Origin of the sequence: Campylobacter concisus (assembly GCF_902460415.1) — a bacterium.
Lineage (GTDB): Bacteria > Campylobacterota > Campylobacteria > Campylobacterales > Campylobacteraceae > Campylobacter_A > Campylobacter_A concisus_Y.
On the sequence record NZ_CABPTY010000001.1, the window covers coordinates 406,708 to 433,532 of the forward strand.

General features: G+C 38.5%; 21 protein-coding genes. 14 read left to right on the forward strand and 7 right to left on the reverse strand.

The window, feature by feature from the left end; all coding sequences use genetic code 11:
• The first annotated feature begins 58 nt into the window (after nucleotides 1-58).
• Nucleotides 59-601, forward strand: a complete 543-nt coding sequence (locus FZ940_RS02040) for a DUF1523 family protein (RefSeq protein ID WP_021090645.1) — start codon at nucleotides 59-61, stop codon at nucleotides 599-601.
• A gap of 452 nt (nucleotides 602-1,053) precedes the next feature.
• Here the strand turns inward: FZ940_RS02040 and hpf are convergent, their stop codons facing one another.
• The 6 genes from hpf to fliW all read right to left on the reverse strand — a co-directional run bounded on the left by hpf (nucleotide 1,054) and on the right by fliW (nucleotide 8,438).
• Nucleotides 1,054-1,581: a ribosome hibernation-promoting factor, HPF/YfiA family gene (gene hpf / locus FZ940_RS02045; protein WP_021090930.1), complete on the reverse strand. Its 528-nt coding sequence runs from the start codon at nucleotides 1,579-1,581 to the stop codon at nucleotides 1,054-1,056.
• An 80-nt stretch (nucleotides 1,582-1,661) separates the two neighbouring features.
• On the reverse strand, nucleotides 1,662-2,084 hold the full coding sequence (locus FZ940_RS02050) for a hypothetical protein (RefSeq protein WP_148821306.1): 423 nt from the start codon (nucleotides 2,082-2,084) through the stop codon (nucleotides 1,662-1,664).
• The gene (locus tag FZ940_RS02055; RefSeq protein WP_262367582.1) at nucleotides 2,084-3,100 is read right to left on the reverse strand and encodes a type II secretion system protein; all 1,017 of its coding nucleotides are present in this window, start codon (nucleotides 3,098-3,100) and stop codon (nucleotides 2,084-2,086) included. The genes FZ940_RS02050 and FZ940_RS02055 overlap by 1 nt, the downstream gene beginning before the upstream one ends.
• Complete coding sequence (locus tag FZ940_RS02060; protein WP_103560577.1) at nucleotides 3,097-3,792, reverse strand: type II secretion system protein; 696 nt, start codon at nucleotides 3,790-3,792, stop codon at nucleotides 3,097-3,099. Before FZ940_RS02060 ends, FZ940_RS02055 begins: the two co-directional genes overlap by 4 nt.
• On the reverse strand, nucleotides 3,786-7,994 hold the full coding sequence (locus FZ940_RS02065) for a hypothetical protein (protein WP_148821308.1): 4,209 nt from the start codon (nucleotides 7,992-7,994) through the stop codon (nucleotides 3,786-3,788). Before FZ940_RS02065 ends, FZ940_RS02060 begins: the two co-directional genes overlap by 7 nt.
• A gap of 60 nt (nucleotides 7,995-8,054) precedes the next feature.
• On the reverse strand, nucleotides 8,055-8,438 hold the full coding sequence (gene fliW / locus FZ940_RS02070; protein WP_054196362.1) for a flagellar assembly protein FliW: 384 nt from the start codon (nucleotides 8,436-8,438) through the stop codon (nucleotides 8,055-8,057).
• Nucleotides 8,439-8,550: 112 nt separating this feature from the next.
• Between fliW and FZ940_RS02075 the strand changes: the two genes are divergently transcribed.
• Together FZ940_RS02075 and lon are read left to right on the forward strand one after the other, a co-directional pair.
• Nucleotides 8,551-9,198 (forward strand): outer membrane protein assembly factor BamD, encoded by a 648-nt coding sequence (locus tag FZ940_RS02075; protein WP_103648809.1) that lies wholly within the window; start codon nucleotides 8,551-8,553, stop codon nucleotides 9,196-9,198.
• Nucleotides 9,199-9,206: 8 nt separating this feature from the next.
• Nucleotides 9,207-11,624 (forward strand): endopeptidase La, encoded by a 2,418-nt coding sequence (gene lon / locus FZ940_RS02080; protein ID WP_148821309.1) that lies wholly within the window; start codon nucleotides 9,207-9,209, stop codon nucleotides 11,622-11,624.
• Nucleotides 11,625-11,834: 210 nt separating this feature from the next.
• On the opposite strand, the gene FZ940_RS02085 is transcribed toward lon, so the two are convergent.
• Nucleotides 11,835-12,293 (reverse strand): methylated-DNA--[protein]-cysteine S-methyltransferase, encoded by a 459-nt coding sequence (locus tag FZ940_RS02085; RefSeq protein ID WP_148821310.1) that lies wholly within the window; start codon nucleotides 12,291-12,293, stop codon nucleotides 11,835-11,837.
• A 128-nt stretch (nucleotides 12,294-12,421) separates the two neighbouring features.
• On the opposite strand from FZ940_RS02085, the gene FZ940_RS02090 reads away from it, so the two are divergent.
• The 11 genes from FZ940_RS02090 (at nucleotide 12,422) to FZ940_RS02140 (ending at nucleotide 26,591) form a co-directional block, all read left to right on the forward strand.
• On the forward strand, nucleotides 12,422-15,007 hold the full coding sequence (locus FZ940_RS02090; protein WP_148821311.1) for a bifunctional aconitate hydratase 2/2-methylisocitrate dehydratase: 2,586 nt from the start codon (nucleotides 12,422-12,424) through the stop codon (nucleotides 15,005-15,007).
• A 36-nt stretch (nucleotides 15,008-15,043) separates the two neighbouring features.
• A complete protein-coding gene (locus tag FZ940_RS02095) occupies nucleotides 15,044-16,255 on the forward strand; it encodes an ankyrin repeat domain-containing protein (protein WP_148821312.1) in 1,212 nt (403 codons plus the stop codon).
• An 8-nt stretch (nucleotides 16,256-16,263) separates the two neighbouring features.
• Nucleotides 16,264-17,010 carry an SDR family NAD(P)-dependent oxidoreductase gene (locus tag FZ940_RS02100; RefSeq protein WP_021086957.1) on the forward strand — a complete coding sequence of 249 codons (747 nt, stop codon included), beginning with the start codon at nucleotides 16,264-16,266 and terminating at the stop codon, nucleotides 17,008-17,010.
• A 9-nt stretch (nucleotides 17,011-17,019) separates the two neighbouring features.
• Nucleotides 17,020-18,714: a Na+/H+ antiporter NhaC family protein gene (locus FZ940_RS02105; protein ID WP_148821313.1), complete on the forward strand. Its 1,695-nt coding sequence runs from the start codon at nucleotides 17,020-17,022 to the stop codon at nucleotides 18,712-18,714.
• Nucleotides 18,715-18,716: 2 nt separating this feature from the next.
• Nucleotides 18,717-19,820 carry a tRNA (uridine(54)-C5)-methyltransferase TrmA gene (gene trmA, locus FZ940_RS02110; RefSeq protein ID WP_148821314.1) on the forward strand — a complete coding sequence of 368 codons (1,104 nt, stop codon included), beginning with the start codon at nucleotides 18,717-18,719 and terminating at the stop codon, nucleotides 19,818-19,820.
• A 23-nt stretch (nucleotides 19,821-19,843) separates the two neighbouring features.
• Nucleotides 19,844-21,055 carry a threonine ammonia-lyase gene (gene ilvA / locus FZ940_RS02115; protein WP_148821315.1) on the forward strand — a complete coding sequence of 404 codons (1,212 nt, stop codon included), beginning with the start codon at nucleotides 19,844-19,846 and terminating at the stop codon, nucleotides 21,053-21,055.
• A gap of 102 nt (nucleotides 21,056-21,157) precedes the next feature.
• The gene (locus tag FZ940_RS02120; protein ID WP_148821316.1) at nucleotides 21,158-21,853 is read left to right on the forward strand and encodes a DUF4230 domain-containing protein; all 696 of its coding nucleotides are present in this window, start codon (nucleotides 21,158-21,160) and stop codon (nucleotides 21,851-21,853) included.
• A 20-nt stretch (nucleotides 21,854-21,873) separates the two neighbouring features.
• Complete coding sequence (locus tag FZ940_RS02125; protein WP_103579861.1) at nucleotides 21,874-22,797, forward strand: Dyp-type peroxidase; 924 nt, start codon at nucleotides 21,874-21,876, stop codon at nucleotides 22,795-22,797.
• 45 nt (nucleotides 22,798-22,842) lie between these two features.
• Nucleotides 22,843-23,265: an EamA family transporter gene (locus tag FZ940_RS02130; RefSeq protein WP_148821317.1), complete on the forward strand. Its 423-nt coding sequence runs from the start codon at nucleotides 22,843-22,845 to the stop codon at nucleotides 23,263-23,265.
• Nucleotides 23,266-23,363: 98 nt separating this feature from the next.
• Nucleotides 23,364-23,939 carry a cytochrome C gene (locus tag FZ940_RS02135; protein ID WP_103579863.1) on the forward strand — a complete coding sequence of 192 codons (576 nt, stop codon included), beginning with the start codon at nucleotides 23,364-23,366 and terminating at the stop codon, nucleotides 23,937-23,939.
• Nucleotides 23,940-24,023: 84 nt separating this feature from the next.
• A complete protein-coding gene (locus FZ940_RS02140; RefSeq protein WP_148821318.1) occupies nucleotides 24,024-26,591 on the forward strand; it encodes a molybdopterin-dependent oxidoreductase in 2,568 nt (855 codons plus the stop codon).
• The last annotated feature ends 234 nt before the right edge of the window (nucleotides 26,592-26,825 follow it).

Here is a 26,825-nt window from a genome sequence, read left to right on the forward strand (position 1 = left end):
TTTTGCCCCTTTATTAAGCTATCTTTTCATAAAATAACGCAAATTTAAAAGGAAAGAAATGATTACATTTTTTAAAAGAATTTGCGTTATTTTTATCGTACTCTTACACTCTTTTTTGGCTCTTGTAGTTGATTATTCATTTCCACACTATGCAAATGTGCAAATCACAGGTGGCGATGTCAAACGTATGGACAAAGATGGCATCATCGACGCTAAAAATCCGGCAGATGGTCCTACCAGAGATGTTTATTTTATCTACACTAAAGATTCTAATAATTCAAATAAGGTCATGGCCTATAGAAATGAAGATACTGCATGGGGATTTCCGTTTTATTTTAAATTTAACTCAGCTGATGTACAAGCCAAAGCTCAAGGCTTTGCAAATAGCGATAAAAACGTAACTGTAAAATATTATGGATATAGAATTTCTATGCTTCAAGAGTTTAGAAATGTCATCTCACTAAAAGAAAGTGGTACAGATACTAGTTGGCCGGTAGCTAGCTATGTATTTTACTTTATCTTGTTTATCTCGCTAATCATTTGGATAAGAAAGATAAATAAGGCCTTTAGACCAAAAACTAGTGAAAATTTAGAGAAATAGATAGTATTTGTTTTAGCTATTTGATATTTTAAAAATCAAAAAGAGAACTGTTTCTCTTTTATCTTTAAAAATTTCTAGTACTATCAAGCATTTTTAGCTCGTTTGCTCTGTTGCGCTATTTGTCGTATTTCCATACGCTTTTCCAGTCCATAAAATAAAATTCTACATCTTGATGTTTGCAATTATTTTTAAGAAAATCACACATTTTTTATGGCATGTAATTCTTTGCCTTGCCTGTGATCTAGTTTAGTTCGCCAAGATCTTCTAAAAAGAGGCTCGCACGAAAGCCCACCTTGTATATACGTCTATTTCACACAAGGATATCTATTCTATTTTTGAAAATTTAAAGCCATTTGCTGGCGTAGTAGTTTTTGCAACAAGGTTTCTTGGATCTCAGAAAGAAATTTTATAGTGAATTAGAATAAATTTTAGGGGCAAAGCTGCCCCTAATTTTAGTAAAGACCGAAAGTTCCGTCTGTTCTTTTGTAGATCACACGCATTTTGGCGTCAACGTCGTTAAATACGTAAAATTGTTTATCACTTGATTTTAGTTTCTCAAGTGCTTCTTCGACTTCAAGTGGTTTATAAATTTCAAGCTCCATAGGCACGATCTCCTCGACACCTTCGATCTTTTCTTCGCCTATTCTTGAGCGAAATTCTTTGTCGTCAGCCTTGCCTTTAACAGTAAATTTCTTATCATGCTCTCTTCTTAAAACTTTTGATGCTTTCTCGATGGCAAGATCGATCGCAGCGTAAAGATCTTTATCTTTTTGGCGAACGACTATCGTATCTTTATGGGCCATATTTAGAGAAAATTCTGCATTAAAACCTTTTTTGCCTTGTTTTTCATCGGCTGCTACAACACATCTTGCTGAGATGATGTCGAGATTGTATTTACCAAGCGTATCAAAAGCGTCTTGGATATAGTTTTTGATTGGCTCTGTTAGCTCAAATTGTTTTCCTACAATGCTTATGTTCATCGTAATCTCCTTTATAGAAAGTAAGATGATTATAACACGCTAAAACTAAAAACAAATTAAACTAAAATCTTTATAAAATTTTAAAGTTTCTGAAGAGTTCGTTTGTGAAAATTTATAGGATTTGGCGTTTTTTTATCTTTTGATGTTACAAAAACATCAAAGACCATGTTGCCAGTACTTGCGACTCCGTTTGTTCCTGGCATGATGGACGGTGGAGTGCATATACCGATATCTCCAAAGTAAGTTATTTTTACTTTAAAGTCGAACATATCGTTAAATTCTCCATTTACTTTATCTAGGCATTTATTTGAGAAATCGGTTCTAAAAATTTCAAACATCGCATACTCTGCGGCTGCTTGAGCAACGAGTTGTGCTTGCTCTCTTAGATAAATTTCACTGCTTTGTCTAGCTGATGTGCTAGCTATCGAAAGGGCAAGAGTACTGATAGAAGCTGCTACAACTAGAAAAAATATCGCCGCTATTAATGTAAATCCTTTTCTCATTAATAAACCGCCTTTGACTTGCAAATGGTTATTTCTGATTTTTCTGCTTTAAGGCAAAGTTTTAGCGCGATGACTCCATTTTTTTCTGTAAAGACAAATCTTGTTACATGTTTAGTTAGTGTTGCACTTTCGGCTTTGATATCCTTTGTAGATGTTGAGCTAAATTTTTTAAAGCTTTCATTTAGCCATGGCCTATAGTTGTAGTAAATTTTAAGGTCAAAAGAGCCGTTTTGTACATCCTCGGCACTTTGCTCAGCTGGCGCTATGGCAATGGCTGTGTAAGCTAGCTTATACTGTTCTGAAATTTTTTTATTTTTAAAATCACTTGAAATTTTAAGCGTATCGATTGATTGTATGCCAACTTTTGCGATATCTAAGTGCCTTTGGTCTAAATTTTCTTGATAGCCAAAGCTGCTACCAACTCTATAAAGTATGCTAGAAAATATCGCTATTAAACCACCATTTTCATTATCGGCGTTTATACACCTATAGCCGCTATTTACATCTTCTTCATCGCTATCATTTTCGCAGGTCAAGTCCATTACACCGTTCCTAAAAGCGTCATTAAATTTACTTCCAGGGCTTTTTAGTCCATTTGCAATAGAACTATTTGCAAGATCTACATATCCGCTATATATACCTTCTTCGAAGATGGGATCTCCGTTAGTATCATCTCCTTTATATTCGTTGATACCATCAAATAACTCGTAAGCAGCTGGGATAAATTCTAAAATTTCAAAGTCGCTACTTAAATTTACACCACTATCATTTAGAGCTAGGTAATCTCCATTTTTTTTTCTAGCGATAACGCTTTGTTTGATTCTGTGGCTAAGCAGCATTGAAATTTGCTCTAGAGCGATTTCGCTTTGTGTTTCTAGTTCGTTTATTACTTTGCTTTGAAAATAGTTTTGATATAAATTCATAAGCGTATTAAAGCTCATAAGTGAGATGACACCAAGCACGGTGATGACTATTATTAACTCAATTAATGTAAAAGCTTTTTTTGTTTTTTTCATTTCCATTCTTTTACACTTAAAGTGCTGCTTTCACCTATGTTAAAGGCATATCCATAAAGTACGCTTTTGCTCTCTTTTGTAGTTTTCATAGTCGTATCTAGCTTTATTTGTAAAACGTCGTTATCGTTTAAAGGAGTGCTAACTACAAATTTATCAGCTCCATTTGTTATGGTTGGAGTCGTCTCTGTATCTATGATAAAGTCGCGTTTAGTAGTGCTAGCAGTTGGTGAGATAGATTTTTGAGTATTGAAATTTTTGATAGATTTTACTTTAAAATTTACGCTTTTGATTGATTCTGGAAGCTTTGAATCACTAGGCCTTGTGGCACATGCAGATGAATTTTGCACCGGATATGCAAGTATCCTATGTCCTTCACCTTTTACACCGCTTTTTTCATAAAAATCTGGATTTGCCCCTTGGTCGCAGATAATAAGAGGAAAAATTATAGCCTCTTGAGTCGTTATAGATGATGGCATGGTATTTTTACCGGCTATTAAGACTTGATCACTAAATGGTGCTTTTAATATTAATGACATATAAGTTTTAGCATTCATTAGTCCTTCTTGCATTAAGGACTGCTCGCTTAAATTTGAAGTAGTTCTTACTGCTAGTGGCAAGCTTGCACTTACTATGGCTACTACAAGCACTGACAAGATAAGCTCTATCAATGAAAAGCCACCTCTTTTTACCACTCTATTCTCCTGTTTGTCTTATCGCTTATATCTAGGTTACTATCACTATTAGATTTTACTCCTATAAAACCTCCAACTGCACCGCTTGTCTTATCTTCTATATTATTGCTCTTTAGGACTTTACCAGCCCATTCGCCATTTGGTACTAGAAAATTTAGATTGAAATTATTTGTTTCAGGTTTCTCATCAAATTCACTATAAAGAAGCCAGCTAGGTGCTCTCATTTTAGCCACATCAGTAACCGCTGAAGGGTTTCTTATAAAAATTATTTGCTCGCCATTGCTTATGCTACTTACATCATTTCTTAAAACAGTACCGCTGTAAGTGTTTGTAAAGCTAAAGTCATGATAGTTAAGTACTCCTGCATTGTGTTTTGGATTGGTGGCCCAAAATGGTGCAGCTGGAAAGTCTTGCCACAGTTTGCCATTATCTTTCATATAGATATTTTTATTGCATCCATCGCAGTAGGCACCATAATAAATTTTGGCATAAAAACCGCTATAAAGCCCTTCATAAAATGGTGCATAAACCCTACCAAAGTAAAATTTTGCTGTTGTTTCTGTTGTTGGTTTTTCATATTTTTTTACTGTATCGGTACTATCTGACATGCCACTAAAACTAAAATCATTACTTGAAATAGTAAAAGGATTTTTGGCATGATTTACTTTTCTTTCAAAATTAAAATATACTTCACCTTTGCCTACGCCATTTACAAAAGTGTTTTTCTCTACATAAAATGTTGATTTTGTAGCACTTGGATCTATTGCTTTTCTAGTATTTGAGCCAGGAATTTCAAAAAATAAAATTTCTTCATTTGCTTTTGCTAATGTGCCGGCATTGCCATCGTTATCTGTAAAATTTAAAGGAACTCTGTCTAGCTTTATATCAAAGTTCATATTTTTTGCATAGCAATCTTCATTATAAAGTTTTGCAGGATCATCGTTAAACAGCCTAGCAGTTACTTCAAAGTCAAGCTTTGCTTTTTGTATGCCTTCATTATCAAGGTATGTTATATCGTTATCTTTTGTTATCTTTAGCTTGCTTATTTGTATATCTTTTGGTCTAAATAAATAATCTCTATTACCTTCTAGCTTTATATTGCATCCGATCCTTCCTTCTTGAGCAGTATCTTGTGATGGATCGTTGCTAATTGAGTTTTTTACACAATCATCAGCTCTTGATGGTGTATGTTGATCAGTTATTGTATAGTCTTTGTCTAATACATAAAAATATGTATCACCTATATCTGAGTAAGAAAAGCCAACAGGTCCACTTGATGTGTGACGGAAAATTTTACCCAATGCTTTATTTGGATCGTTAAAATCTACGCTTAGTTTGTTCTCGCTCTCTATAATGTTAGGATCGCAAGTCGCACTATATGCTGGTACAAGTTTTATCTCTCCATTTGAGCCACTTATATTATTTATATAACCATTTGCTAAGCCACTATCAAGAGGTTTCATAGCCGCAAGAGCAATGTTATTATAAGCTTTGCCGCCTATTAAAACATTGTTATTATTGATCGTATTCTTGTCAGTATCCCATAGCCTAAAGTGACTTGGTCTTATAGCAAAATCATCTAATTTTTCGCATTCAACCTTTGTAGTATTTGTCACTGGATCAAGATGAGAAATTCTAAATTTTACGCTTTTATAGGCTCTATCAATACTAATGCCTGATAACAAAATATCAGTTACGCCATTAAATGTTATATCTTGTTCATATAAATTTGTTGGAGCACTGCAAGACTCGACCAACTCTACTTTTACATCTACTGGAGCATCTGGTACTTTTTTGTTGCCATCTGTATCATAGTTAGTGATATAGACATTAAATGGCGTAGAAACGATTTTAGTTAGAAGTCTATTTTTAAATTTAGCTTTAAAAGTTGCCGAGCCATCGTCTTGTCTATTGCTTGCGACGAAATTATTTGGACTGGCACTAACGCCTAAAGTAATGTTGTAATTTTGATTGCTACATCTTCTTATATATGTGTCATAGGGCTGTAAATTTATATCAGCATTTGCAACTGTGGCTTTGTAACTATTTGGCTCAAATTTAGACTTAAGGGTAGTTTCATATATGGCATAAGCGTAGTTACCTTGATGAATTAGCATTTCTCCACCCTTATTTGCAGCCGCACCTTGTCCTAAATAAAAAGTTAAGTCATTTCCGCTTAGTTGCTGCAAGCCTGTGTTGTCGTTATAGTGTACCTGTCCTGACATAGTAAGCAGATCACTAGGCCCTTGTGATGCTTTATCTGCGTAAATGTAAGTTGAGTTTGGATTATAAATTTGACTCGGATCTATTGTAGCTTTTAGAGCAAAGTCTTGGGCAGCTTCATTAGTATTGTTTGTAGCTTCAACGAAAGTTTTTAAAATAGTATTTGCTGGCACTACGGTTGGTGTATTTTCTTGCACCTTTGTAAAAGTACTATCGCTAGGTTTTTTTGCATAAATATATTCCATATAGCAAACATCTGGTTTGTATATACGAGAAGAAAAGCCAACTAGAGCTAAATTTATACGGTCAGCGCTTACAACATTGGCACCGCCTGAGCTTTTAATTGTTGTAACTGTAAATTTTATATCCGCTTCTTTTTGAGCATATGACATTTTGTCCGATATATCAAATATATCTAAGTCTGCTTGAGAGTGAAATTTTTTACCTGGATTTATAAGTTGTCCAAATTTTGTCATAGTTGAATTAAACTGATCGCCTTGCGCGTTATATCCGCTGGTAATACTCTGATAGCTACCACCATTTTTTATCTTGATATCTTCACCTTTTGTTTCTGGCTTGCCACCAAATGAAAACATTGTAAGCGAAGCATCTATATTTCCTGCTTTTGGTGTGTAGATATTTTCAAATTTTACATCTATGGTTGAGCTCTTTACAGTACCAAATGGATCGCTTGACTTCATCCAGTCCGCCGCAAGTCTTTCTAGTCCATCAAATATACTAACAAGCTTTGGCTCTATATTGTTTGCTGCGGCAGTTTTATCATCAAAGTCATAAATGATGACCAAACTCCAAGCCGCAAATTGTGGTGCGATGGATTGTATCCAGTAACCATTTTGCCCTTGAACTGGTGAGAATAGTAGCGTGCCGTATGTTTTTTTTAGTTTTCTATTAGTAGAGTTGTTTACCTTATATATGCCATCATTTGGGTCTATAAATTCATCACTAAAGGGAATCGTAGTTGATCTGATATTGCCAGCATAAAATGTCCTATCTGACTCACTAGTACCAAGAGAGTCTCTAACTATATCTGTTACATCAGCGCTTGCTACATATTGGTAGTTTATTCCAGCCTTTACATAGTAGCTATTAGACTCGTTTTGATTATATGATTCAAGAGTCATTGATTTTGGTTTATACTCACTAAATGAGCCAAACCAAAAGACATCTTTTGGATCAGCATCTATTGTAATTACATTCTTGCCAGGAGCTTTAAAATCAATCCTGCTATATCCTTTTATGTAATTTAGAGCATTTGTATATAAATTTGTTTTAATGGCCCAGTTTTGATAAAGAGAGCCACCCCAGTAAAGTCTGGCATAGACCACATTTTTACCTTTTAAATTATTTTGTATAAAGGTATTTTTCTCACTAAAATCAAACGTGGAAGAGGATGAATTTTTACAATAAGGATACTTGCTAGGATTATAAATATATGTTTTTTGGCAAAGCGTGTAATTACTAGACGTAAAGCCACCATCATTTAAAAATATTCTATCGGCGGTAGATGATGTTTTTGTTACATTAGATGGATCTGGAACAAAATTATATCCAGTGTATTGCGGGATCATAATAGTAGCACCAATGGTAGCTATATCGCCATTTACTCTGGTATTTAGATTGCCATTTATTGATCTTTGTCTTAAGCCTTTAGAGTGATCATCCCACATGCCTATTAATGATCGTTGATTCCATGGAGAAAATTGCTCAACGTAAATATGATAGTGATCTTGTGCTAAGCCTGAAGAAAAGCTATTTGTGTCTATCGTCCAGGTTCTATTAGATTTTCTTATGCAATGTGGGATATTTTTAGAAGAGTTGTCTTGGTACTCTTCAGCGTCTATAAAGCAAGAATAATTTGCTCCACTACAACCAATAGATGCTGCTTCTGCTGTCGTACAAGCTCTGGGTGCACAAAAACCAAATGTGACAATAAAACAGAGTAAGTATGCTATTTTCACAACAAATCCTCTAAATAACAATAAAAAATCTCTCCTTAGATTTTTAAAAGCTTTTAGCTACTATTTTTGTATAAAATTTTCTATCATTTCAGCTTGCCCGTACTGAGGATATTTGGCAATGTCTAAAACGACTTGAGATAAGGTCATGTTGTCCATATTGCAAACGATAGGAGCTATAAAATTTACAGTTGATTTTTCAAGCGGGAGTGCAACAACGATAATGTTATAAATTCTGAGTTGAGAGCTTTCTTTAATCTCCATAAGATCTTCATAATAGCTTGGAATATCGAATTCGTAGCTTCTTAATGCAAAAGGATTTATCATTGTAAAAGATGTCTCATCATCTTTGCTTGCTAGCTTAACAAAAAATTTATCAAGTTCAATTAACTCCATCGTCTTAATATGCTCAAAGCCTAAAATAGGGCTTTTAACACTAAAAATCATACTAACTCCTATTTTGTAAAGTTGCCGTATTTTATCATAGTTTTAAAAAATTTATACAAAAATAATAGCAAAAAATGTAGAATACGAGGATTTAAACTTTTTAAGGAAAAGCATGAAAAGATTTTCTAAAATTCTAGCAGTTGTAGCTCTTTTGGGGCTTTTTAGTGGTTGTGCTGAAAAATATACCGAACTTTACAATCTAACTCCTGATGAGTGGTATGCTCAGGTTATCGCTGATATAAAAGATGGTGATCTTGAAGCGGCCGATAAACACTATGTTTCAATGGCAAGCGAACATGTGGCAAGCCCACTTTTAGAGCAAATTTTATTAATTCTTGCTCAAGCTCATGCAAATGATGAAGAGTATCTGATGGCAAATCACTATCTTGATGAATATATCAAAAGATACGGCGACAACGGCCCAAAAACAGAGTTTGCTCAGTATCTAAAGATAAAAGCAAATTTTGACTCATTTACTCAGCCAAACCGCAACCAAAAGCTTATGGAAGATAGCGTAACAGAGATCGAGAAATTTCTTTATATGTATCCAAATACTGAATATAAGCCACTTATTGAGACTATGCTTATTAAATTCAAACTCGCGCTTTACTTCCTAGATATGCAAATAGCTGATCTTTACAATAGGACTGGTCGTGATGTTTCGGCCAAAATTTACGAGCAAAAGCTAGAAGAGTCGCCGTTTAGAAACTCAGATCTTATCAAACCTGATGTAGCATGGTATAGAAAACTGTTTGAATAGGAGAAATTTTGCAAATAAACGAAAATAAAGGCTTCCCAACTGAGATCCCTATCATCGTTGAGGACGAGCTATTTTTATATCCATTTATGATAACACCGCTTTTTTTAAGCGACGAAGAAAATTTAAAAGCGCTTGAACTTGCCATACAAGGAGAAACGCCGATCCTTGTCGTGCCTACAAAGCCACAGCAAGACGGCGCTAGAGACTTTGACGGCATATATGACGCAGGCGTTATCGGCACGATAATGCGCCGTGTGCCACTGCCTGACGGACGCGTAAAAGTGCTATTTCAGGGCATCGACAAGGGTAGAATTTTAAAACAATCAGGCATAAATCCGCTCCGTGGTATCGTCGATATGCTCCACGTCAAGCGCCCATCACAGGTCAAAACTGACGCGCTAATCGTTGTTTTAAGAGAAAAAGTAAGAGAGCTTTCGCAGTTTAGCCACTTTTTCCCGCCTGATCTTTTAAAAACGATCGAAGAGAGTGCCGAAGCGATCAGAGTTTGCGACCTAGTCTCAAGCGCACTTCGTCTAAAAAAACAGATCGCTTATAGCTTTTTTGTCGAAGAAAATTTAGAGCAGCGCCTACTAAAGCTCATCGACTACGTTATCGAAGAGATCGAGGCAAACAAGCTTCAAAAAGAGATAAAAAATAAGGTCCATTCAAAGATCGACAAGACAAACAAAGAGTACTTTTTAAAAGAGCAGCTAAAGCAAATTCAAGCTGAGCTTGGAGCGGACACGAGCCGAGAAGAGGAGCTTGAAGAGTATAATAAAAAGCTTGATGCGAAGAAGAAATTTATGGCTGAGGACGCCTATAAAGAGATCAAAAAACAAATAGATAAGCTCTCTCGCATGCACCCAGACTCAGCCGACGCAAACACCTTGCAAAGCTACCTTGACTGGGTACTTGAAATTCCATTTGAAAATGTAGCTAAGAAAAAGTCATCTATCACCGAAGTGAGCAAGCACCTAAATGCCGATCACTACAGCTTAGAGAAGCCAAAAGAGCGCATAGAGGAGTATTTTGCATTGCGTGAGCTTTTGGAGCTTAGAGGAGTTGGTGAGAAGGTAAATAATGGCGCCATTTTATGCTTTGCAGGCCCTCCAGGCGTGGGCAAAACAAGCCTTGCAAACTCGATCGCAAAGGCGCTAAAGCGTGAGCTAGTCAGGATCGCACTTGGCGGACTTGAGGATGTAAACGAACTAAGAGGCCACCGCCGCACCTATATAGGCGCTATGCCGGGCCGCATCGTGCAAGGGCTCATAGAAGCCAAGCAGATGAATCCAGTAGTTGTGTTAGATGAGATCGACAAGGTTGGCAGAAGCTACAGAGGCGATCCGACCGCTGTTTTACTTGAAATTTTAGACCCAGAGCAAAATAATAAATTTAGAGATTACTACCTAAATTTCAACATCGATCTTAGCAAGATCATCTTCATCGCCACAGCAAATGACGTGAGTATGATACCAGCCGCACTTCGAGACAGAATGGAGTTTATCGAGCTTAGCTCATATACCCCACAAGAGAAATTTGAGATCGCTAAAAAATATCTTTTGCCTCAAGAGCTTAAAAAACACGGACTAAAACCAAGCGATGTAAGTATCAGCAAAGAAGCACTTGAGCTAATTATCAGTGACTACACAAGAGAGAGTGGTGTGCGAAATTTACGCCGCAGGATCGCTGACATACTAAGAAAAGTCGCCAAAAATATCCTCACCAAAAAGAATGAGGGCAAGATCAGCATCACGGCTAAAAATTTAAAAGAGTTTTTAGAGAAAAAGGTCTATGAGATCGAGCCAGCGGATAAAAAAGACCAGATCGGACTAGTAAATGGCCTCGCGTGGACGAGCGTTGGTGGTGACGTGCTAAGGATCGAAGCTATCAGGATCCAAGGCAAAGGCAATATGCAGATCACCGGTCAGCTAGGCGATGTGATGAAAGAGAGCGCTCATATCGCATTTAGCGTGGTAAAAGTACTGATCGATAACAAAAAACTAAAAGTGCCGATGGCTATCGTGCCAAAACTAGATGATGATAAGCGCAAGCTCGAAGCCAGCGACGTTTATAGACGCTACGACCTTCACTTGCACGTGCCAGAGGGTGCGGTGCCAAAAGATGGTCCAAGCGCTGGCATCACGATGGCAACTGCTATTGCATCGATACTAACCGACACGAAGGTCAAACACGACATCGCAATGACTGGTGAGATTACACTAACGGGTAGAGTTCTGCCGATCGGTGGTCTAAAAGAGAAGCTCATCGCCGCTCACAAAGCTGGCATCAAAACAGCTCTGATACCTCGCAAAAACTACGACCGCGATCTTGTCGACATCCCAGCTGAGGTAAAAGCTGATATTAAGATCATCGCTGTAGATACGATCGATGATGTTCTAAAAAACGCTCTTGTAACTAAAAAATAATCCAAATCCTAGCCCCATTTAGCCTTGCTTAGGGCTAGGAAATTTTCATAAATATATTACGAAGTAAAAATTTAGGCTAGCTTGTTTACTCTTGAATAAAAAATAAATTTTAAAACTTTGTAAGATATTTTCATAAAAATTTAGATCTTACAAAGCTCGCTGCTAAATTTAGAGCCGTGATGTGCTCTTAAAATTTGCTGTAAATTTTAGCTATTTATGCTTTGCTTCATGCTCTAAAAGCCAAATTTTAGTTGGCAGACCATCTCCGCCGGAGTATCCGCCAAGTCCGCTACTAGCTAGCACTCTGTGGCAAGGGACGATGATAGGCACTGGATTTTTAGCATTGGCTGATCCTGCTGCACGGCAAGCTTTTTTATTGCCAGCAGCAAGCGCAAGAGCCGAGTACGTAGTCGTTTGGCCGTATGGTATTTTTTGTAAATTTTCATAAATTTTAGCTCTAAATGATGTCGTTTTTATATCAAGCCTTACGCTAAATTTTTTAAGCTTGCCATTAAAATAAGCCTCTAGCTCATTCAAGCAAAGCTTTAAATTTTCATCTTTTACCGCTATTTTTTCAAATTTATCTACAAAATTTATCTCACAAATTCCATTTTCGCTAGCGATGATCTCCAAAATTCCGATAGGCGATTTTAGGTAAGCTTTTGACACATTTGCTCCTTGAAATTTGAAATTTTGGGCAAATTTTACTTTAGTTTGTTTTGCTTTTTGATAAAATGCAAGCAAAACTAGCGATTTTTAGACCAAAAATAACGAGCAAAAAACCACAAAGGAATTTTATGAGCTTTTTTACCGACTACAAAAAACACGTGAGCGAGCGAGAAAAAGAGGGCGTGCCACCGCTTGCGCTAAATGCCAAGCAAACAAGTGAAGTTTGCGAGCTAATAAAGTTTGCCAGCAAGTCTAGTGGCGATGAAAAGGCGCAAAGCGAGCTAAAATTTCTTATAAGTTTGCTTGAAACTCGCATCAATCCTGGCGTTGATGATGCTGCAAAGATAAAGGCAAACTTTCTTGGTGAAGTGATAGATGGACTTGCTGTTGGCGGTCTTGACGCTATGCGTGCCATTAAAATTTTAGGCAAGATGCTTGGCGGATACAATGTAGAAATTTTGGTGCGAGCTCTAAAAAATAGCGACGAAACTATCGCAAGCACTGCCGCAAATGAGCTAAAAAATATTATCCTGGTGCATGAATATTTTGACGAGATGGTAAAACTAAGTAGCAACAATAAATTTGCAAAAGAGGTGCTTGTTTCTTGGGCAAATGCAGAGTGGTTTACGCATAAAAAGCCAATTGAAGCCTGTATAAACGCTGTCGTTTTTAAGGTACCAGGTGAGACAAATACTGATGACCTAAGTCCAGCGAGCGAGGCATATACAAGGGCTGATATACCACTTCATGCAAAAGCAATGCTTGTAAAAAAGATGCCTGAGGCTCTAGAAATTTTAAAAGAACTTAAAGCTCGTGGTAAAAAAGTGGCGTATGTTGGCGACGTAGTTGGCACTGGCAGCAGCAGAAAGAGTGGTATAAACTCGATCCAGTGGCATTTGGGCGATGAGATAGAGGGTGTGCCAAACAAAAAAACGGGCGGCATCGTGATTGGCACGACCATAGCTCCGATATTTTTTAACACAGCAGAAGACAGCGGTGCGTTGCCGATAGTTGCAAATGTAAATGAGCTTGAGATGGGCGATGAGATAGAAATTTATCCATTTAAAGGCGAAATTTATAAGCTTATTGGCGGCGAGAAAAAACTCGTGGCAAATTTCAAACTAAACCCAAATACTCTAAGTGATGAGATAAGAGCAGGTGGTAGGATACCGCTTATGATAGGACGCCAAGTGACCAAAAAGGCTAGAGAAGCACTTGGGTTAGGCGAGGAGCAAATTTTTATAAAGCCAGACCAGCCAAAGGAGCAGAGCGGTGGCTATACGCTGGCTCAAAAGATGGTCGGCAAGGCTTGCGGCGTAGCTGGTGTTAGAGCTGTGGCTTATGTGGAGCCAGAAATTTTAACTGTTGGCTCGCAAGATACAACAGGGCCGATGACTAGAGATGAGATAAAAGAGCTTGCTAGCCTTAGTTTTGGGGCGGATTTTGTTCTGCAAAGCTTTTGCCACACGGCCGCTTATCCAAAGCCAAGTGATCTTGTGATGCATAAGAGCTTGCCAAAATTTATAAATTTACGTGGCGGCGTGAGTCTAAAGCCAGGTGATGGCGTCATCCACTCGTGGCTAAACCGCATGGTACTACCTGATACGGTGGGCACTGGCGGCGATAGTCACACGAGATTTCCTATTGGCATTAGTTTTCCAGCTGGAAGTGGTCTAGTAGCGTTTGCAGCGGTACTTGGAATGATGCCACTAAATATGCCAGAGTCGGTTTTGATCAAATTTAAAGGCGAGCTAAAAGAGGGCGTGACGCTTAGGGATCTTGTAAATGCGATACCGTATTTTGCCATTAAAAAAGGGCTTTTAAGCGTTGAGAAGAAAAATAAAAAGAACGTTTTTGCGGGTAAAATTTTAGAGATAGAAGGGCTTGAGAGTCTAAAAGTAGAGCAGGCGTTTGAACTAAGTGACGCTTCTGCTGAACGCTCGGCCGCAGCTTGCGTGGTAAATTTAAGCGAGGCTAGCGTTGTGGAGTATGTTCGCTCAAACATTGCGCTAATAGATGCAATGATAAAAGCTGGTTACGAAAGCCGTGAGACTCTGCTTAGACGAAAAGAAAAAATGCAAAAATGGCTTGAAAATCCAACTCTTTTAAGAGCCGATAAAGATGCAAAATACGCTGAAATTTTGGAGATCGATTTATCGCAGATAGATGAGCCGATTTTGGCGTGTCCAAATGACCCGGACGATGTGGCAACACTAAGTGAAATTTTAGCTGATAACAAAAGAGTGCATAAAATCGATGAAGTTTTTGTGGGAAGCTGTATGACAAATATCGGCCATTACAGGGCGCTTGCTAGAATTTTGGAGCATGAGAGCAAGCTTACAACTAGGCTTTGGATCGCGCCGCCGACAAAGATGGATAAAAGCACACTTGAAGATGAAGGCGTTTATGAAATTTTTAAAAGATTAAACGCAAGGACAGAGGTGCCAGGCTGCTCGCTTTGTATGGGTAATCAAGCAAGAGTAAATGACAATGCAGTGGTATTTTCTACTTCAACTAGAAATTTTGATAACAGAATGGGAATGGGCGCAAGGGTCTATCTAGGAAGTGCCGAACTAGCCGCCGTTTGTGCACTACTTGGACGTTTACCAAGCGTAGATGAATATAAAAAGATAGTAAAAGATAGTCTTAGCTTAAATAAAGATGAAATTTATAAATATCTAAATTTTAATGAAATAAGCGAGTTTAGTATATAAATTTGTTACAATATCGCGAAATTTTAAGGAGCGTTGATGAAAAAAGTAGTTTTTTTTCTCTTTTTTAGCGTTTGTTTTTTTATAAATTTACACGCTTTAGAATGCAGTGATCTTGCAAAAAAAGAGAGCTTTAAAACTACTCCAAACGATCTTGCTTATGCGAATGAGGGGCTATTTTACTGTGATGGTTCGCTTTTAAACTTAAAAGAGGTGAAAGAGCTTTTTGAGGCGAGTGTGGCTATTAGAAGTGAGTCTCAAAGCTGCGTTGGTGATAGAGTTTATAAAGAAAATTTAAACAAGCTTAGATGGCTTTTGCTAAAAGCGTCATTTGCTCCCGAGTTTTATCAAAAAGAGCTTGCAAAGCCAGAGGTTGCTGAGAGCGAAAAAGATGCTAGAATGGAGTATCTTAGATACTGGGCAAACGAGAGCTTATTTAATTTTTTAAAATATAAAAAATTTACAGAAGCTTACAAAAACGCTCAAACTCCGCTTGTGAAATTTTATGAAAGCCTTGGACTTGATACGCCAAGTGCCGCTTACTACGCAACTAGCGTGGTAAATGAGTTTTTGACTTTTGGTGTCGGTAAAAGTGTAAATAAAGCTAAAATTTTAACACCTGAGCAAAATATGATGGCACAAAGGATAAATTCCGATGAGCTAGCAAATTTACTCTACTCGAAAAATTTTAGTACCGCTGAGCTTACAAATTTGCTTAATATCGCACTTTTAAACGAAAAAAGTAGCGATATGATAAAAGAGATAATAAGACGTGGGGCCGATGTAAATTTGGGCGATGAGACACCGCTATTTTTTGCTTTAAAAAATATAGAAAATGTAAAAATTTTACTTGCAAATAAAGCCGACGTAAATCACAAAAATTTCTTTGGAAAAAGTGTGCTTTTTTATGCTGTGCAGTTTAATGATAAGCCACTTTGCGAGCTTTTGCTAAAAAATGGCGCCAATGCAAACGAGAGCTACATAGACGAAAATGCCAAGATGAATATGATAAATTTGGGTATGACGCAAATTGAAGATACATGCGGTCTAGAGCATACAAATAGAAGCGTTTTTATGCATGCAGCAGCTCATGCAACGCCAGAAATTTTAAAGCTTTTGATGGATAATGGTGCTGATATTAATGCCACTGATGACGCTGGATTTAATGCGCTTGACTATGCCATGAAAGAACAAAATGAAAAGACGATCAAATTTTTAGAAAATTTGGGTTTAAAGCCAAATTTCAATTAGGAAAAACCATGAAAAAGACAGCTTTTGTAACTGGTGCAACATCTGGATTTGGCGAGGCGATCGCCAGAAGACTCTCAAAAGAGGGCTACAAGATAGTCGCTCTTGCAAGGCGCGAAGATAGGCTAAAGAAGCTTGCAAGCGAGCTTGGCGATACGCATATCATTGTAGCTGACATACGCGATAAAGAAGCTGTTTTTAAGGCGGTAGAGAGCCTGCCTGATAAATTTAAGGACATCGAAGTGCTTGTAAATAACGCTGGTATGGCGCTTGGACTTGAAAAGACAATAGATGCGAAAGTAGAGGACTTTGAGGCGATGATAGACACCAATGTCAAGGGTCTTATCTACTCGACAAAGGCGGTTTTACCACTACTTTACAAACAGGAAAAGGGCTATATATTTAACCTGGGTTCTACTGCTGGCTCATGGCCATATCCTGGAAGTAACGTTTATGGTGCTACAAAGGCCTTTGTGAAGCAGTTTAGCCTAAATTTAAGAAACGATCTAGTTGGTACAAATATCAGGGTGACAAACATTGAGCCTGGACTTTGTAAGACTGAATTTAGTGAGGTTAGGTTTAGGGGAGATAAGGCGAAGGCAGATAGTCTTTATGAAAATACAAATTTCATCACATCTGAGGATATCGCGACTATTTTGGTAAATTGTCTAAATATGCCTGGAAGTGTCAATATAAACAGAGTCGAAGTCATGGCAAATACGCAGACTTGGGCTGGACTTGCGATAGAAAAATTTTAAGGAGTTCTTGTGAGACAAATTTTATTATTACTTTTTTTTAGCGTTGCGCTTTTTGGTGTCGATCCAGAAGTGGCAAAGAGAAACGCTGAAATTTATGGCGTATTTACGCTTATACCACCTGTTGTGGCAATAGCACTCGCTTTTATCACAAAAGACGTTATATTGTCGCTATTTATAGGTGTTTTTAGCGGAACGTTTCTCATAAATATCATCAATGAAAACATCTTTATGGGTATCGTAAAAGGCTTTACAGGTATCGTTTCAAGGGTCGTTGAATCAATGGCTGATAAGACTGACTCAGGAATTTTACTTCAAGTGCTTTGTATCGGTGGTGTGGTCGCACTCATCACAAAAATGGGTGGTACAAAGGCGGTTGCTCTTTGGCTTAGTAAAAAGGCAAAAAGCGGCATTTCAGCTCAAATTTCAACATGGCTCATGGGTATTTTTGTATTTTTCGATGACTACGCAAATGCCTTAATCGTTGGCCCTATCATGAGACCAATAAGTGATAAATTTAAAATAAGTCGCGAAAAGCTAGCTTTTATTATAGATGCTACTGCAGCACCGATCGCTGGTATTGCTATCATCTCGACATGGGTTGGGCTTGAGGTTTCACTCATCGAAAAGGGCTATGAGTTAGTTGGAGAGACTGGCGTTAATGCTTATTCTATATTTATCGAGACAATTCCATATAGATTTTATAACCTTTTTATACTATTTTTCATAGTTTGCACCGCCTTGATGCAGCGCGAATATGGCCCAATGCTATTAGCTGAAAGACGTGCTAGAAGAGGCGAGCTTCACTCAGGTAAAACTCAAATCCAAGATCTTGAAGATAAAACACTTGAGCCAAAAGAGGGCGTGAAATTAAGCGCTGCAAATGCTGTTGTACCACTTCTTGTGCTGGTCATTGGTGCATTTACTAGTTTTTACTTTAGTGGTCTTGCTGCACTTGAGGGCGATGCTCTTAAAAATGCACTTGCTAATCCACTTTCATTTTCTACTTTTAAAGATACTTTTGGCGCAGCAGACTCGGCTACATCGCTATTTCAAGCAGCACTACTTGCTAGTATCGTAGCTATAACAATGGGTGTTTGGCGTAAAATTTTTGACGTAAAAGAGGCTATCAGTACATGGGTAAAGGGCTGGAAGACTATGATAATTACGGTTGTGATTTTGCTTCTTGCGTGGAGTCTTAGTGCTGTTATCAAAGAGCTTGGCACATCAAGATATTTGGTTTATCTATTAAGCTCTTCAACACCTAAATTTATATTACCAGTTGCTGTTTTTATCCTTGGTTCGTTTATTAGCTTCTCAACTGGAACGAGCTATGGTACGATGGGAATTTTAATGCCTCTAGCTATCCCACTAGCTTACGCTGTCGGTAAAAACTACGGACTAGAGGGTGATGCGATGCATGCATATATGATCGTAAATATCTCAGGCGTGCTTACAGGCGCGATCTTTGGCGATCACTGCTCGCCGATCTCGGATACTACGATCCTCTCATCAATGGGCGCAGGATGTAACCATATCGATCACGTATCGACTCAAATGGTCTATGCACTTAGTGTTTGTGCGGTTTGTGTGCTAGTTGGTTACTTACCGGTTGCATTTGGTCTTAGTGTTTGGCTAGCACTTCCATGCGGATTTTTAGCGATTTGGGCATTAGTTAGATTTGTCGGTAAAAAGGTGGAAGCGTAAATTTGGACTGCAATTATCTAAAAGAGTGTGGCTCTTGCACTCTTTTTACCCCTTATGATGAGCAAATTTTATTTAAAACCGATCTTGTAAAACAAAATTTTTCAGAGTTTTATGATGGCAAATTTGATGTGTTTAGCTCCAATCCAAAACACTACCGCACGAGAGCTGAGTTTGGTATCTGGCACGAAGGTAGCAAGCTTAGCTATACCATGCATGCAAGTGAGAAGGGCAAGAGAATTTTTATAGATGAGTGCCCTAAGGTTTGCGAGCAAATTTCTACTCTCATGCCAAGGTTACTTGAAAATTTACAAAGTGATGAAAATTTACGCACAAAGCTTTTTGGAGTGGAATTTATCTCTTGTAAAAGCGGTACTTTAGTCACGTTGCTTTATCACAAAAAGCTTGATAGTGAGTTTGAAGCAGAGATTAAAAATTTAGCCAATAAGCTTAATATTACCATACTTGCTAGATCTCGCGGACAAAAGCTGCTAAGTGGCGAGCTAAATTTGATAGATGAGCTAAATATTGGAGGTCAAATTTATAAATTTAGCCTATCTGAAAATGCCTTTATCCAGCCAAATAGAGCCGTAAATGAAAAGATGATAGCTTGGGCAAAAGAGTGTGTGCAAGGCGGTGCTGACCTTCTTGAGCTCTACTGCGGACATGGAAATTTTACTATTCCGCTTTCGTTTAAATTTAACAATGTACTTGCCACTGAAATTTCAAAGAGCTCGATCGCAAATGCCCTTAAAAACTGCGAACTAAACAAAGCTAAAAATATCAAATTTTTACGAATGGATGCTGATGAGCTTATGAGCGCATTTGCTGGCGTTAGGGAATTTAATAGACTAAAGGATATAAATTTAAGCGATTTTAACTTCTCTCACGTCCTTGTCGATCCACCCCGTGCAGGACTAAGCGAAAGTGTCGTAAATTTCATCAAAAATTTTAAGAATATCATCTATATCTCGTGCAATCCAGAGACTCTAAAAGAAAATTTAAAAGAGCTTTGTAAAAGCCATAAAGTGATAAAATTTGCCATTTTTGATCAGTTTGCAAACACTCATCATATTGAATGTGGCGTGCTACTAAGGGCAAAAGAATAATTTAAAAAAGGAAAAATAAAAAAATGGTTTCACTAAATAAAATCATCCAAGCAAAGATCACGATCGGTCATTTTGTAAATAAAACTCCATTTGCTCTGAGTGCAAAACTTAGTAAAAATTTGGGAGCAAGCATCTATCTAAAAGAGGAAAATTTACAACGAACCGGCGCATATAAGATAAGAGGTGCATATAATAAAATAGCTAGCCTAAGTGATGAGGAGAGAAAACGTGGCGTTGTCGCTGCAAGTGCTGGCAATCACGCTCAAGGCGTAGCGATAAGTGCAAAAGAATTTGGCGTACACGCTTGTATCATCATGCCAGAATCAACCCCGCTTCTAAAGGTTGCTGGTACGAAAGACCTTGGTGCAGAGGTTATTTTAAAAGGTGATAATTTTGACGAAGCGTACGCTTTTGCGATTAATTACGCTAAAGATAAGGGTATGACCTTTGTTCATCCATTTAACGACGAGTACGTCATGGCGGGGCAGGGCACTGTTGGGCTTGAGATGCTTGATGAGATAAGCGATCTTGATATAGTCATCGTCCCAGTTGGCGGCGGTGGGCTAGCTAGCGGTGTGGCAAGCTGCATAAAGCAGGTCAATCCAAAGACAAAAGTAATCTGTGTCGGTGCAAAAGGCGCTCCAGCGATGTTTAATAGCTATGGTGCTAAAAAGAGCATAAACTCAAAATCAGTCCGCACCATAGCAGATGGCATCGCTGTGCGTGATGCGAGCGAGATCACGCTGGCAAATATTATTGAGTGTGTTGATGAGTTTGTGCAGGTCGATGATGAGGAGATCGCGACTGCGATTTTGTTTTTACTAGAGACGCAAAAGATCGTTGTAGAAGGAGCTGGCGCAGCTGGCGTGGCAGCACTTATGCATGATAAAATCAAATTTAAAAAAGGCGCAAAGATAGGCGTGGTGCTAAGTGGTGGAAATATCGATGTTCAGGTACTTTCTATCATCATCGAAAAGGGTCTTATCAAGTCTCACCGCAAGATGACCTTGCAAATCACACTTGTGGATAAGCCAGGAGCGCTCATGAGCCTAACAGATAGCTTAAAATCAGCAAATGCAAACATTGTAAAAATCGACTACGATCGCTTCTCAACAAGGCTTGATTATGGTGATGCAAGTATTACGATTACACTTGAGACAAAGGGTCTTGAGCATCAAGAAAAGATCAAAGAAGTGCTCGAAAAAAGTGGCTTTTCATTTTCTCAATTGTTTTAAAAATTTTTGCTATTTTGTGGATTTCAAGATAGCAAAAAACAAGCTAAAATTCCTTTTGCTTTACAAATTTAAGCTAAAATAGCAAGCTTTAAAGGAGAAAAAATGAGCGAATATGCAAATTTGATATTAGCTATCTTATTAGCTGTTTTGGCATTTGCATTTTATAGGTCAAATAAGGCGTTAAAAAAAGCAAAAGATGATAGTGAAAATCTCTCAGTCAGCACTGAAATTTCGCAGCTTAAAAGTATCGGCGAGCTTTCAGTTTTTCAAGTATATAGCAAAGAGATCGTCACAAAAACTGACCATGCGTTTGGAAATTTTGGCAAAGAGTATCTAAGATGGCTAATAAGTGAGAAGAAACTTTCGATGATATTTGAGTTTGAGATAAATTTTATCTACGATCTAACCAGTCCAAAACTCGAGATTATGCAGATCGCAAACTCTAGCTACAAGATCAAGATGCCTCCTTGCAATTATAAATTCTCAATCGCTGACATGAAATTTTACGATGAGAAAAACGGTAAATTTATACCATTTTTACTGCCTGACTCTCTAAATGGCTTTTTTGGTAGTACTTTTACAGAAGAAGACAAAAATAGACTAATCGAAGAGGCTAGAAACGAAGTCAAAAAGATGAGCGTTCGCCTTATCTCACAGCTTCAAAGTAAAATTCATAAATCAGCTCGCGATACGCTTGAAGCGATAGCTAAAAGCTTTGGGGCAAACAAAGTTGAGTTTATTTTTGACGATAATGATGAGCAGATCAGCTCACAACTAAATTTAGAAAATATTGCATAAAATTTTAAAAAGGAGAAAAAATGAGTGTAAATTCACAAGAAGTCACGCAGACACCAGGCAACAACACAGTCTTTCAAACATGGGTTTTAACAGCTGATAAAAAGGCTTGTAAAGAGGGGTTTGCCGAGCTTTGCGCCTTGGTTGTAAATTTAAATAAAACTGCCAAGATTAGATTTGGTGCTGGGGAAAATGTAAACTGCGTCCTTGGCGTGGGTCATGATGCTTGGAAAAAGCTTGAAATTTCAAAAGAATTGCCAAAAGAGCTTGTAAATTTTAAAGCTATAAAAGGCGATAAGCACGAGGCTGTTAGTACAAAGGGCGATATTCATATCCACATCCGCGCTTTAAATGCACCTGATTGCTTCGATATGGCTCAAGCAATAAAGGCTGTGCTTTTTAAATTTGCAGAGCTTACAGACGAGACGCAAGGCTTTAAGTATCATGATGGCAGGGCGATAATTGGCTTTGTTGATGGTACTGAAAACCCTGAGGGTGAGGATAGAGATTTCTTTGCTAAAGTTGGCGATGAGGACGCTAAATTTAAAGGCGGTAGCTACGTTTTTGTACAAAAATATTTCCACAATATGAAAGAGTGGAACGCTACAAGCGTAAGCGAGCAAGAAAAGGTAATAGGTCGCTCAAAAGAGCTTGACATCGAGATGAGCGAGGATGTAAAACCTACAAATTCACACTCAGCTGCTGCAAACGTAGGAGATGATAAAAAGGTCGTACGTGGCAATATGCCATTTACTGAAGGCAGCAAAACTGGCACTTATTTCATCGCTTATGCGAGTACATTTTCAACGGTTGAACTTATGCTTAAAAAGATGTTTATCGGCGAGCCAAAGGGCAACTCAGATAGGCTGCTTGACTTTAGTACGCCAGTAACTGGTGCCTTATATTTTGTGCCAACAGTTGATATGCTAAGCGATTATGAGGGCTAAAATTAAATGGGTGAGGCGACTTGCCCTTTTAAATTTTAAATAAAAATGCCAGAGTGGTTTATTTACGCAGCTCTTTCAGCTGTTTTTGCTGCACTTACAGCGATCTTTGCAAAGCTTGGTGTAAAGGACATCGACAGCGATTTTGCAACATTTATAAGAACGATCGTTGTCGTTTTTATGCTCGTTTTGCTTCTAAGCGTGGCTAAAAAATGGCAGCCAGTAAGCTCTCTAAGTCCAAAAAACTGGCTCTTTCTCATACTTAGTGGCATAGCTACTGGGCTATCTTGGCTCATGTATTTTAAAGCTATGCAGGCAGGCAATGTTTATCAAGTGGCTTTGGTTGATAAATTTAGCGTTGTGCTTGCTATTATTTTGGCTGTCATCTTTCTTGGCGAGAGGCTAAATTTAAAAGAAATTTTAGCCATCTGTCTTATCGTGTCTGGCGTATTTTTACTTATTTTTAAATAAAATTTTCTGCATTATTCTTAAATTATATTTTTAATTTTAATTTGTAATTAATTAAAAAGCTCCTAAAATTTGAACAATTTCATTTTGAAGGGAGAAATATGAAAGAAATCATTCTATCAACCATCGTGGCTTGTGCGGCATTTGGTGCTAGTGTAAACTACACAGATGTTGTAAAAGATGTTTACGGTGATGCTAGCTCAACAAAAAGTATAGGCAGACTGCTACCAACCAACGCAGTTGAAATTTTACAAACAAGCGGTGACAGAGCTCAGATCAAAGTAAAAGGCTATCAAAACCCAGCCGTTAGCAACGTAGTTTATTTTGCTGATGGCGCGAGGATCATCTCAGTAGCATTTGCAAAAACTGCACCTTTTGATATTAAAGTCACAAAAGAGGGCAAAAATGGCAAATGGAACGAGGTAGAAACAACAGTTTTTGTTCAAAAAGATGGTTTTAGCACTGACGTAAACGCGATGTTTGCAAAAGCTGACAAGATGTATAAGGAGAGTTGTGGTGTTTGCCATGCGTTGCCTCAAACCACACATTTCAACGCTAACCAATGGCCGTCACTTCTAAAATCAATGATCGGCAGAACCGCAATAGAGAAAAAAGACGAGTGGTTGGTTGTTGAATACCTTCAAAAACACTCATCTGACGTAAACCTAGGTAAATAAGCAAAACTTTTGTAGCGGCGAGTAAAAACAAATATTAAAGTTTAGCTTATTCAAAAGAAAACTTAAAAATGAAAGGGAGATAAGATGAACGAGAACAGACGAGAATTTCTAAAAAAAGGTGCTACAGCAATTGCAGCGACACCTTTGCTTTCAAGTGTAACAGCTTCAAATTTATTTGCTGATGGTGTAAAAAAGAGTGTTTTAAGAGATGGCGAGGTCATCACAGCCGCTCACTGGGGTATGCTAAAAGTGACAACCAAAAACGGCGTTGCAGTAAAGTCAGAGCCTATCCAAAAAACAAGTGAAATTTACAATCCGCTTCAGCACTATACACCAGATATGATCTACAAAAGTCGTATCAAGCGCCCAGCAGTAAGAAAGAGCTACCTTGAAAATCCAGATAGTCCAAAGCCAGAGCTTCGCGGCAAGGATGAGTGGGTTGAGGTGCCTTACGAAGAGGCGATCAAGCTAGTTGCAAGAGAGCTGAAAAAAACAAGAGCGCAAAAAGGCTTACAAAGTGTATTTGCAGGTAGCTATGGCTGGAAATCAAGCGGTAACGTGCATAACTCAAGAATTTTACTTCATAGATTTATGAACCTTAGTGGCGGCTTTGTTGGCTCACTAGGAGATTACTCAACAGGTGCTAGCCAAATTATCATGCCTCACGTCGTGGGTAGTATCGAGGTCTATGAGCAGCAAACCAGCTGGCCAGTCGTACTTGAGAACTCAAAAGTCGTAGTCATCTGGGGTGCAAACCCACTTGCGACACTTCGCATAGCTTGGACTAGCACCGACGAGCAGGGCTTTAAATACTTTGAAGAGCTCAAAAATAAAAAAGATATCAAAGTGATTATCATCGATCCTATCAAGAGTGACACAGCGCAATACTTTGATAACGCTCAGTGGATAGCTCCTGTGCCAAACACCGACACAGCGATGATGCTTGGTATGATGCACTACCTATATGAAAGCGGCAAGTATGATAAAAATTTCGTTGAAACCTACACAACAGGCTTTGATAAATTTCTCCCATATCTACTTGGTAAGACAGACAATACTCCTAAAAATTTAGAGTGGGCGAGCAAAATTTGTGGCATCGATAAAGATACTTTAAAAGAGCTAGCTGATACATTTATCGCAAACCGCACTATGATAATGAGCGGCTGGGGCATGCAGCGCGCTCACCACGGCGAGCAACCACACTGGGCGATGGTGACTTTGGCGGCGATGCTAGGACAGATCGGCCTTCCTGGTGGGGGATTTGGCCTTAGCTATCACTACTCAAACGGTGGCGCTCCGACTTGCAAGGGTGCAGTCATCGGCGGCATAAATAGCGCAAGTGTGGGTAAATTTAACGAAAAAGGTGAGTTTATCGGCACAGACACAGGCGAGTTTGATAAACGAGGTCGCTTCGTCGCAAAGGCAGCTGCAGCAGCAGGCACAGGCCAAAGTTGGCTACAAAAAGCAACCAACTATGCGTTCCCGGTCGCAAGGATTGCAGATGCGTTGCTACATCCTGGTAAAGTGATCGACCACGACGGCAAAAAGATCACCTATCCAGACATTGACTTTATCTACTGGGTCGGCGGCAACCCACTTGTACACCACCAAGATACAAATACAAATTTAAAAGCGTGGAGAAAGCCAAGAACGGTTGTCGTACATGAATCATACTGGACACCGACAGCAAAAATGGCTGATATAGTATTTCCAGTCACTACAGAGTATGAGAGAAACGATATCACCATGACCGGTGACTACTCAAATATGAACATCGTGCCAATGAAGCAAGTCGTTGAAAAATACCACGAAGCAAGAGACGATTATCAAATTTTCATCGATCTTTGTAAGGCTTATGCTAAGAATTTGGTAATTGCCTACACAGATAACGGCAAGGATGAGTTTGACTGGATCAAAGAGTACTATGACGCAGCCTACGCTCAGGTCAAGGCTGTGCCAGAGCTAACTACTGATATGAAGCCATTTGAAGAGTTTTGGAACGAGAATAAGCCAGTTACATTTGCCTCATCTCAAGATAGCGATAGCTGGGTGAGATTTGGCGAATTTAGAGAAGATCCTGTGCTAAATGCTCTTGGAACGCCTAGCGGTCTTATCGAAATTTACTCAGATACTATCGAGAAAATGGGCTATGACGACTGCAAGGCGCACCCAATGTGGTTTGAGCCGATTGAGTGGCTAGGCATGAAAGATAAGCCAGCTAAATTCCACATGATAAGCGCTCACCCAACTGACCGCTTGCATTCACAGCTAAGCCAAACTTCACTTCGTGACAACTATGCGATCGCAAACCGCGAGCCTATCTGGATCAACGAAAAAGACGCAAAAGAGCTTGGTGTACAAAGTGGTGATTTGGTGCGTGTGTTTAACGCACGTGGCGAGGTGCTAGCAGGTGCTCATGTCACTAAAAATATCAAAGAGGGCGTTGTAAAACTAGCTGAGGGCGCTTGGTATGACGGCTTTGATAGTGGAATTTGCAAAAACGGCTCTGCAAACGTGCTAACCATAGATATCCCAACAAGCAAGCTAGCAAATGGCAATATCAGCCACACAGCTCTTGTAAATATCGAGAAATATAAAGGCGACGAGGCGTTAAAGCTTACAGCTTTTGCTGAGCCAAAAATTTCTAAATAACATTAAAAGCAGGGGAACTTTCTCCTGCTTTTGAACTTAAAATTTAAAATAAATCTACTACTCACAAAAGCTTAAATTTATATTAAAGCCTATAGCTTTATAAATTTTTTATTTTGCAATTATATTTGTAAAACTTGACGTAAAGGATATCACCACTGTGTTATTTCGTCCTGTGTGTTTTAAAGCGATGCAAGTTGGTAAAGTCTATCAAGTGGCTTTGGTTGATAAATTTAG

Excerpts from the sequence above, each read along its gene's own strand:
- FZ940_RS02040 (WP_021090645.1), top strand. The coding sequence starts at position 59 with ATGATTACATTTTTTAAAAGAATTTGCGTTATTTTTATCGTACTCTTA.
- hpf (WP_021090930.1), bottom strand. The coding sequence starts at position 1,581 with ATGAACATAAGCATTGTAGGAAAACAATTTGAGCTAACAGAGCCAATC.
- FZ940_RS02050 (WP_148821306.1), bottom strand. The coding sequence starts at position 2,084 with ATGAGAAAAGGATTTACATTAATAGCGGCGATATTTTTTCTAGTTGTA.
- FZ940_RS02055 (WP_262367582.1), bottom strand. The coding sequence starts at position 3,100 with ATGAAAAAAACAAAAAAAGCTTTTACATTAATTGAGTTAATAATAGTC.
- fliW (WP_054196362.1), bottom strand. The coding sequence starts at position 8,438 with ATGATTTTTAGTGTTAAAAGCCCTATTTTAGGCTTTGAGCATATTAAG.
- FZ940_RS02075 (WP_103648809.1), top strand. The coding sequence starts at position 8,551 with ATGAAAAGATTTTCTAAAATTCTAGCAGTTGTAGCTCTTTTGGGGCTT.
- FZ940_RS02090 (WP_148821311.1), top strand. The coding sequence starts at position 12,422 with ATGAGCTTTTTTACCGACTACAAAAAACACGTGAGCGAGCGAGAAAAA.
- FZ940_RS02095 (WP_148821312.1), top strand. The coding sequence starts at position 15,044 with ATGAAAAAAGTAGTTTTTTTTCTCTTTTTTAGCGTTTGTTTTTTTATA.
- FZ940_RS02100 (WP_021086957.1), top strand. The coding sequence starts at position 16,264 with ATGAAAAAGACAGCTTTTGTAACTGGTGCAACATCTGGATTTGGCGAG.
- ilvA (WP_148821315.1), top strand. The coding sequence starts at position 19,844 with ATGGTTTCACTAAATAAAATCATCCAAGCAAAGATCACGATCGGTCAT.
- FZ940_RS02120 (WP_148821316.1), top strand. The coding sequence starts at position 21,158 with ATGAGCGAATATGCAAATTTGATATTAGCTATCTTATTAGCTGTTTTG.
- FZ940_RS02125 (WP_103579861.1), top strand. The coding sequence starts at position 21,874 with ATGAGTGTAAATTCACAAGAAGTCACGCAGACACCAGGCAACAACACA.
- FZ940_RS02130 (WP_148821317.1), top strand. The coding sequence starts at position 22,843 with ATGCCAGAGTGGTTTATTTACGCAGCTCTTTCAGCTGTTTTTGCTGCA.
- FZ940_RS02135 (WP_103579863.1), top strand. The coding sequence starts at position 23,364 with ATGAAAGAAATCATTCTATCAACCATCGTGGCTTGTGCGGCATTTGGT.
- FZ940_RS02140 (WP_148821318.1), top strand. The coding sequence starts at position 24,024 with ATGAACGAGAACAGACGAGAATTTCTAAAAAAAGGTGCTACAGCAATT.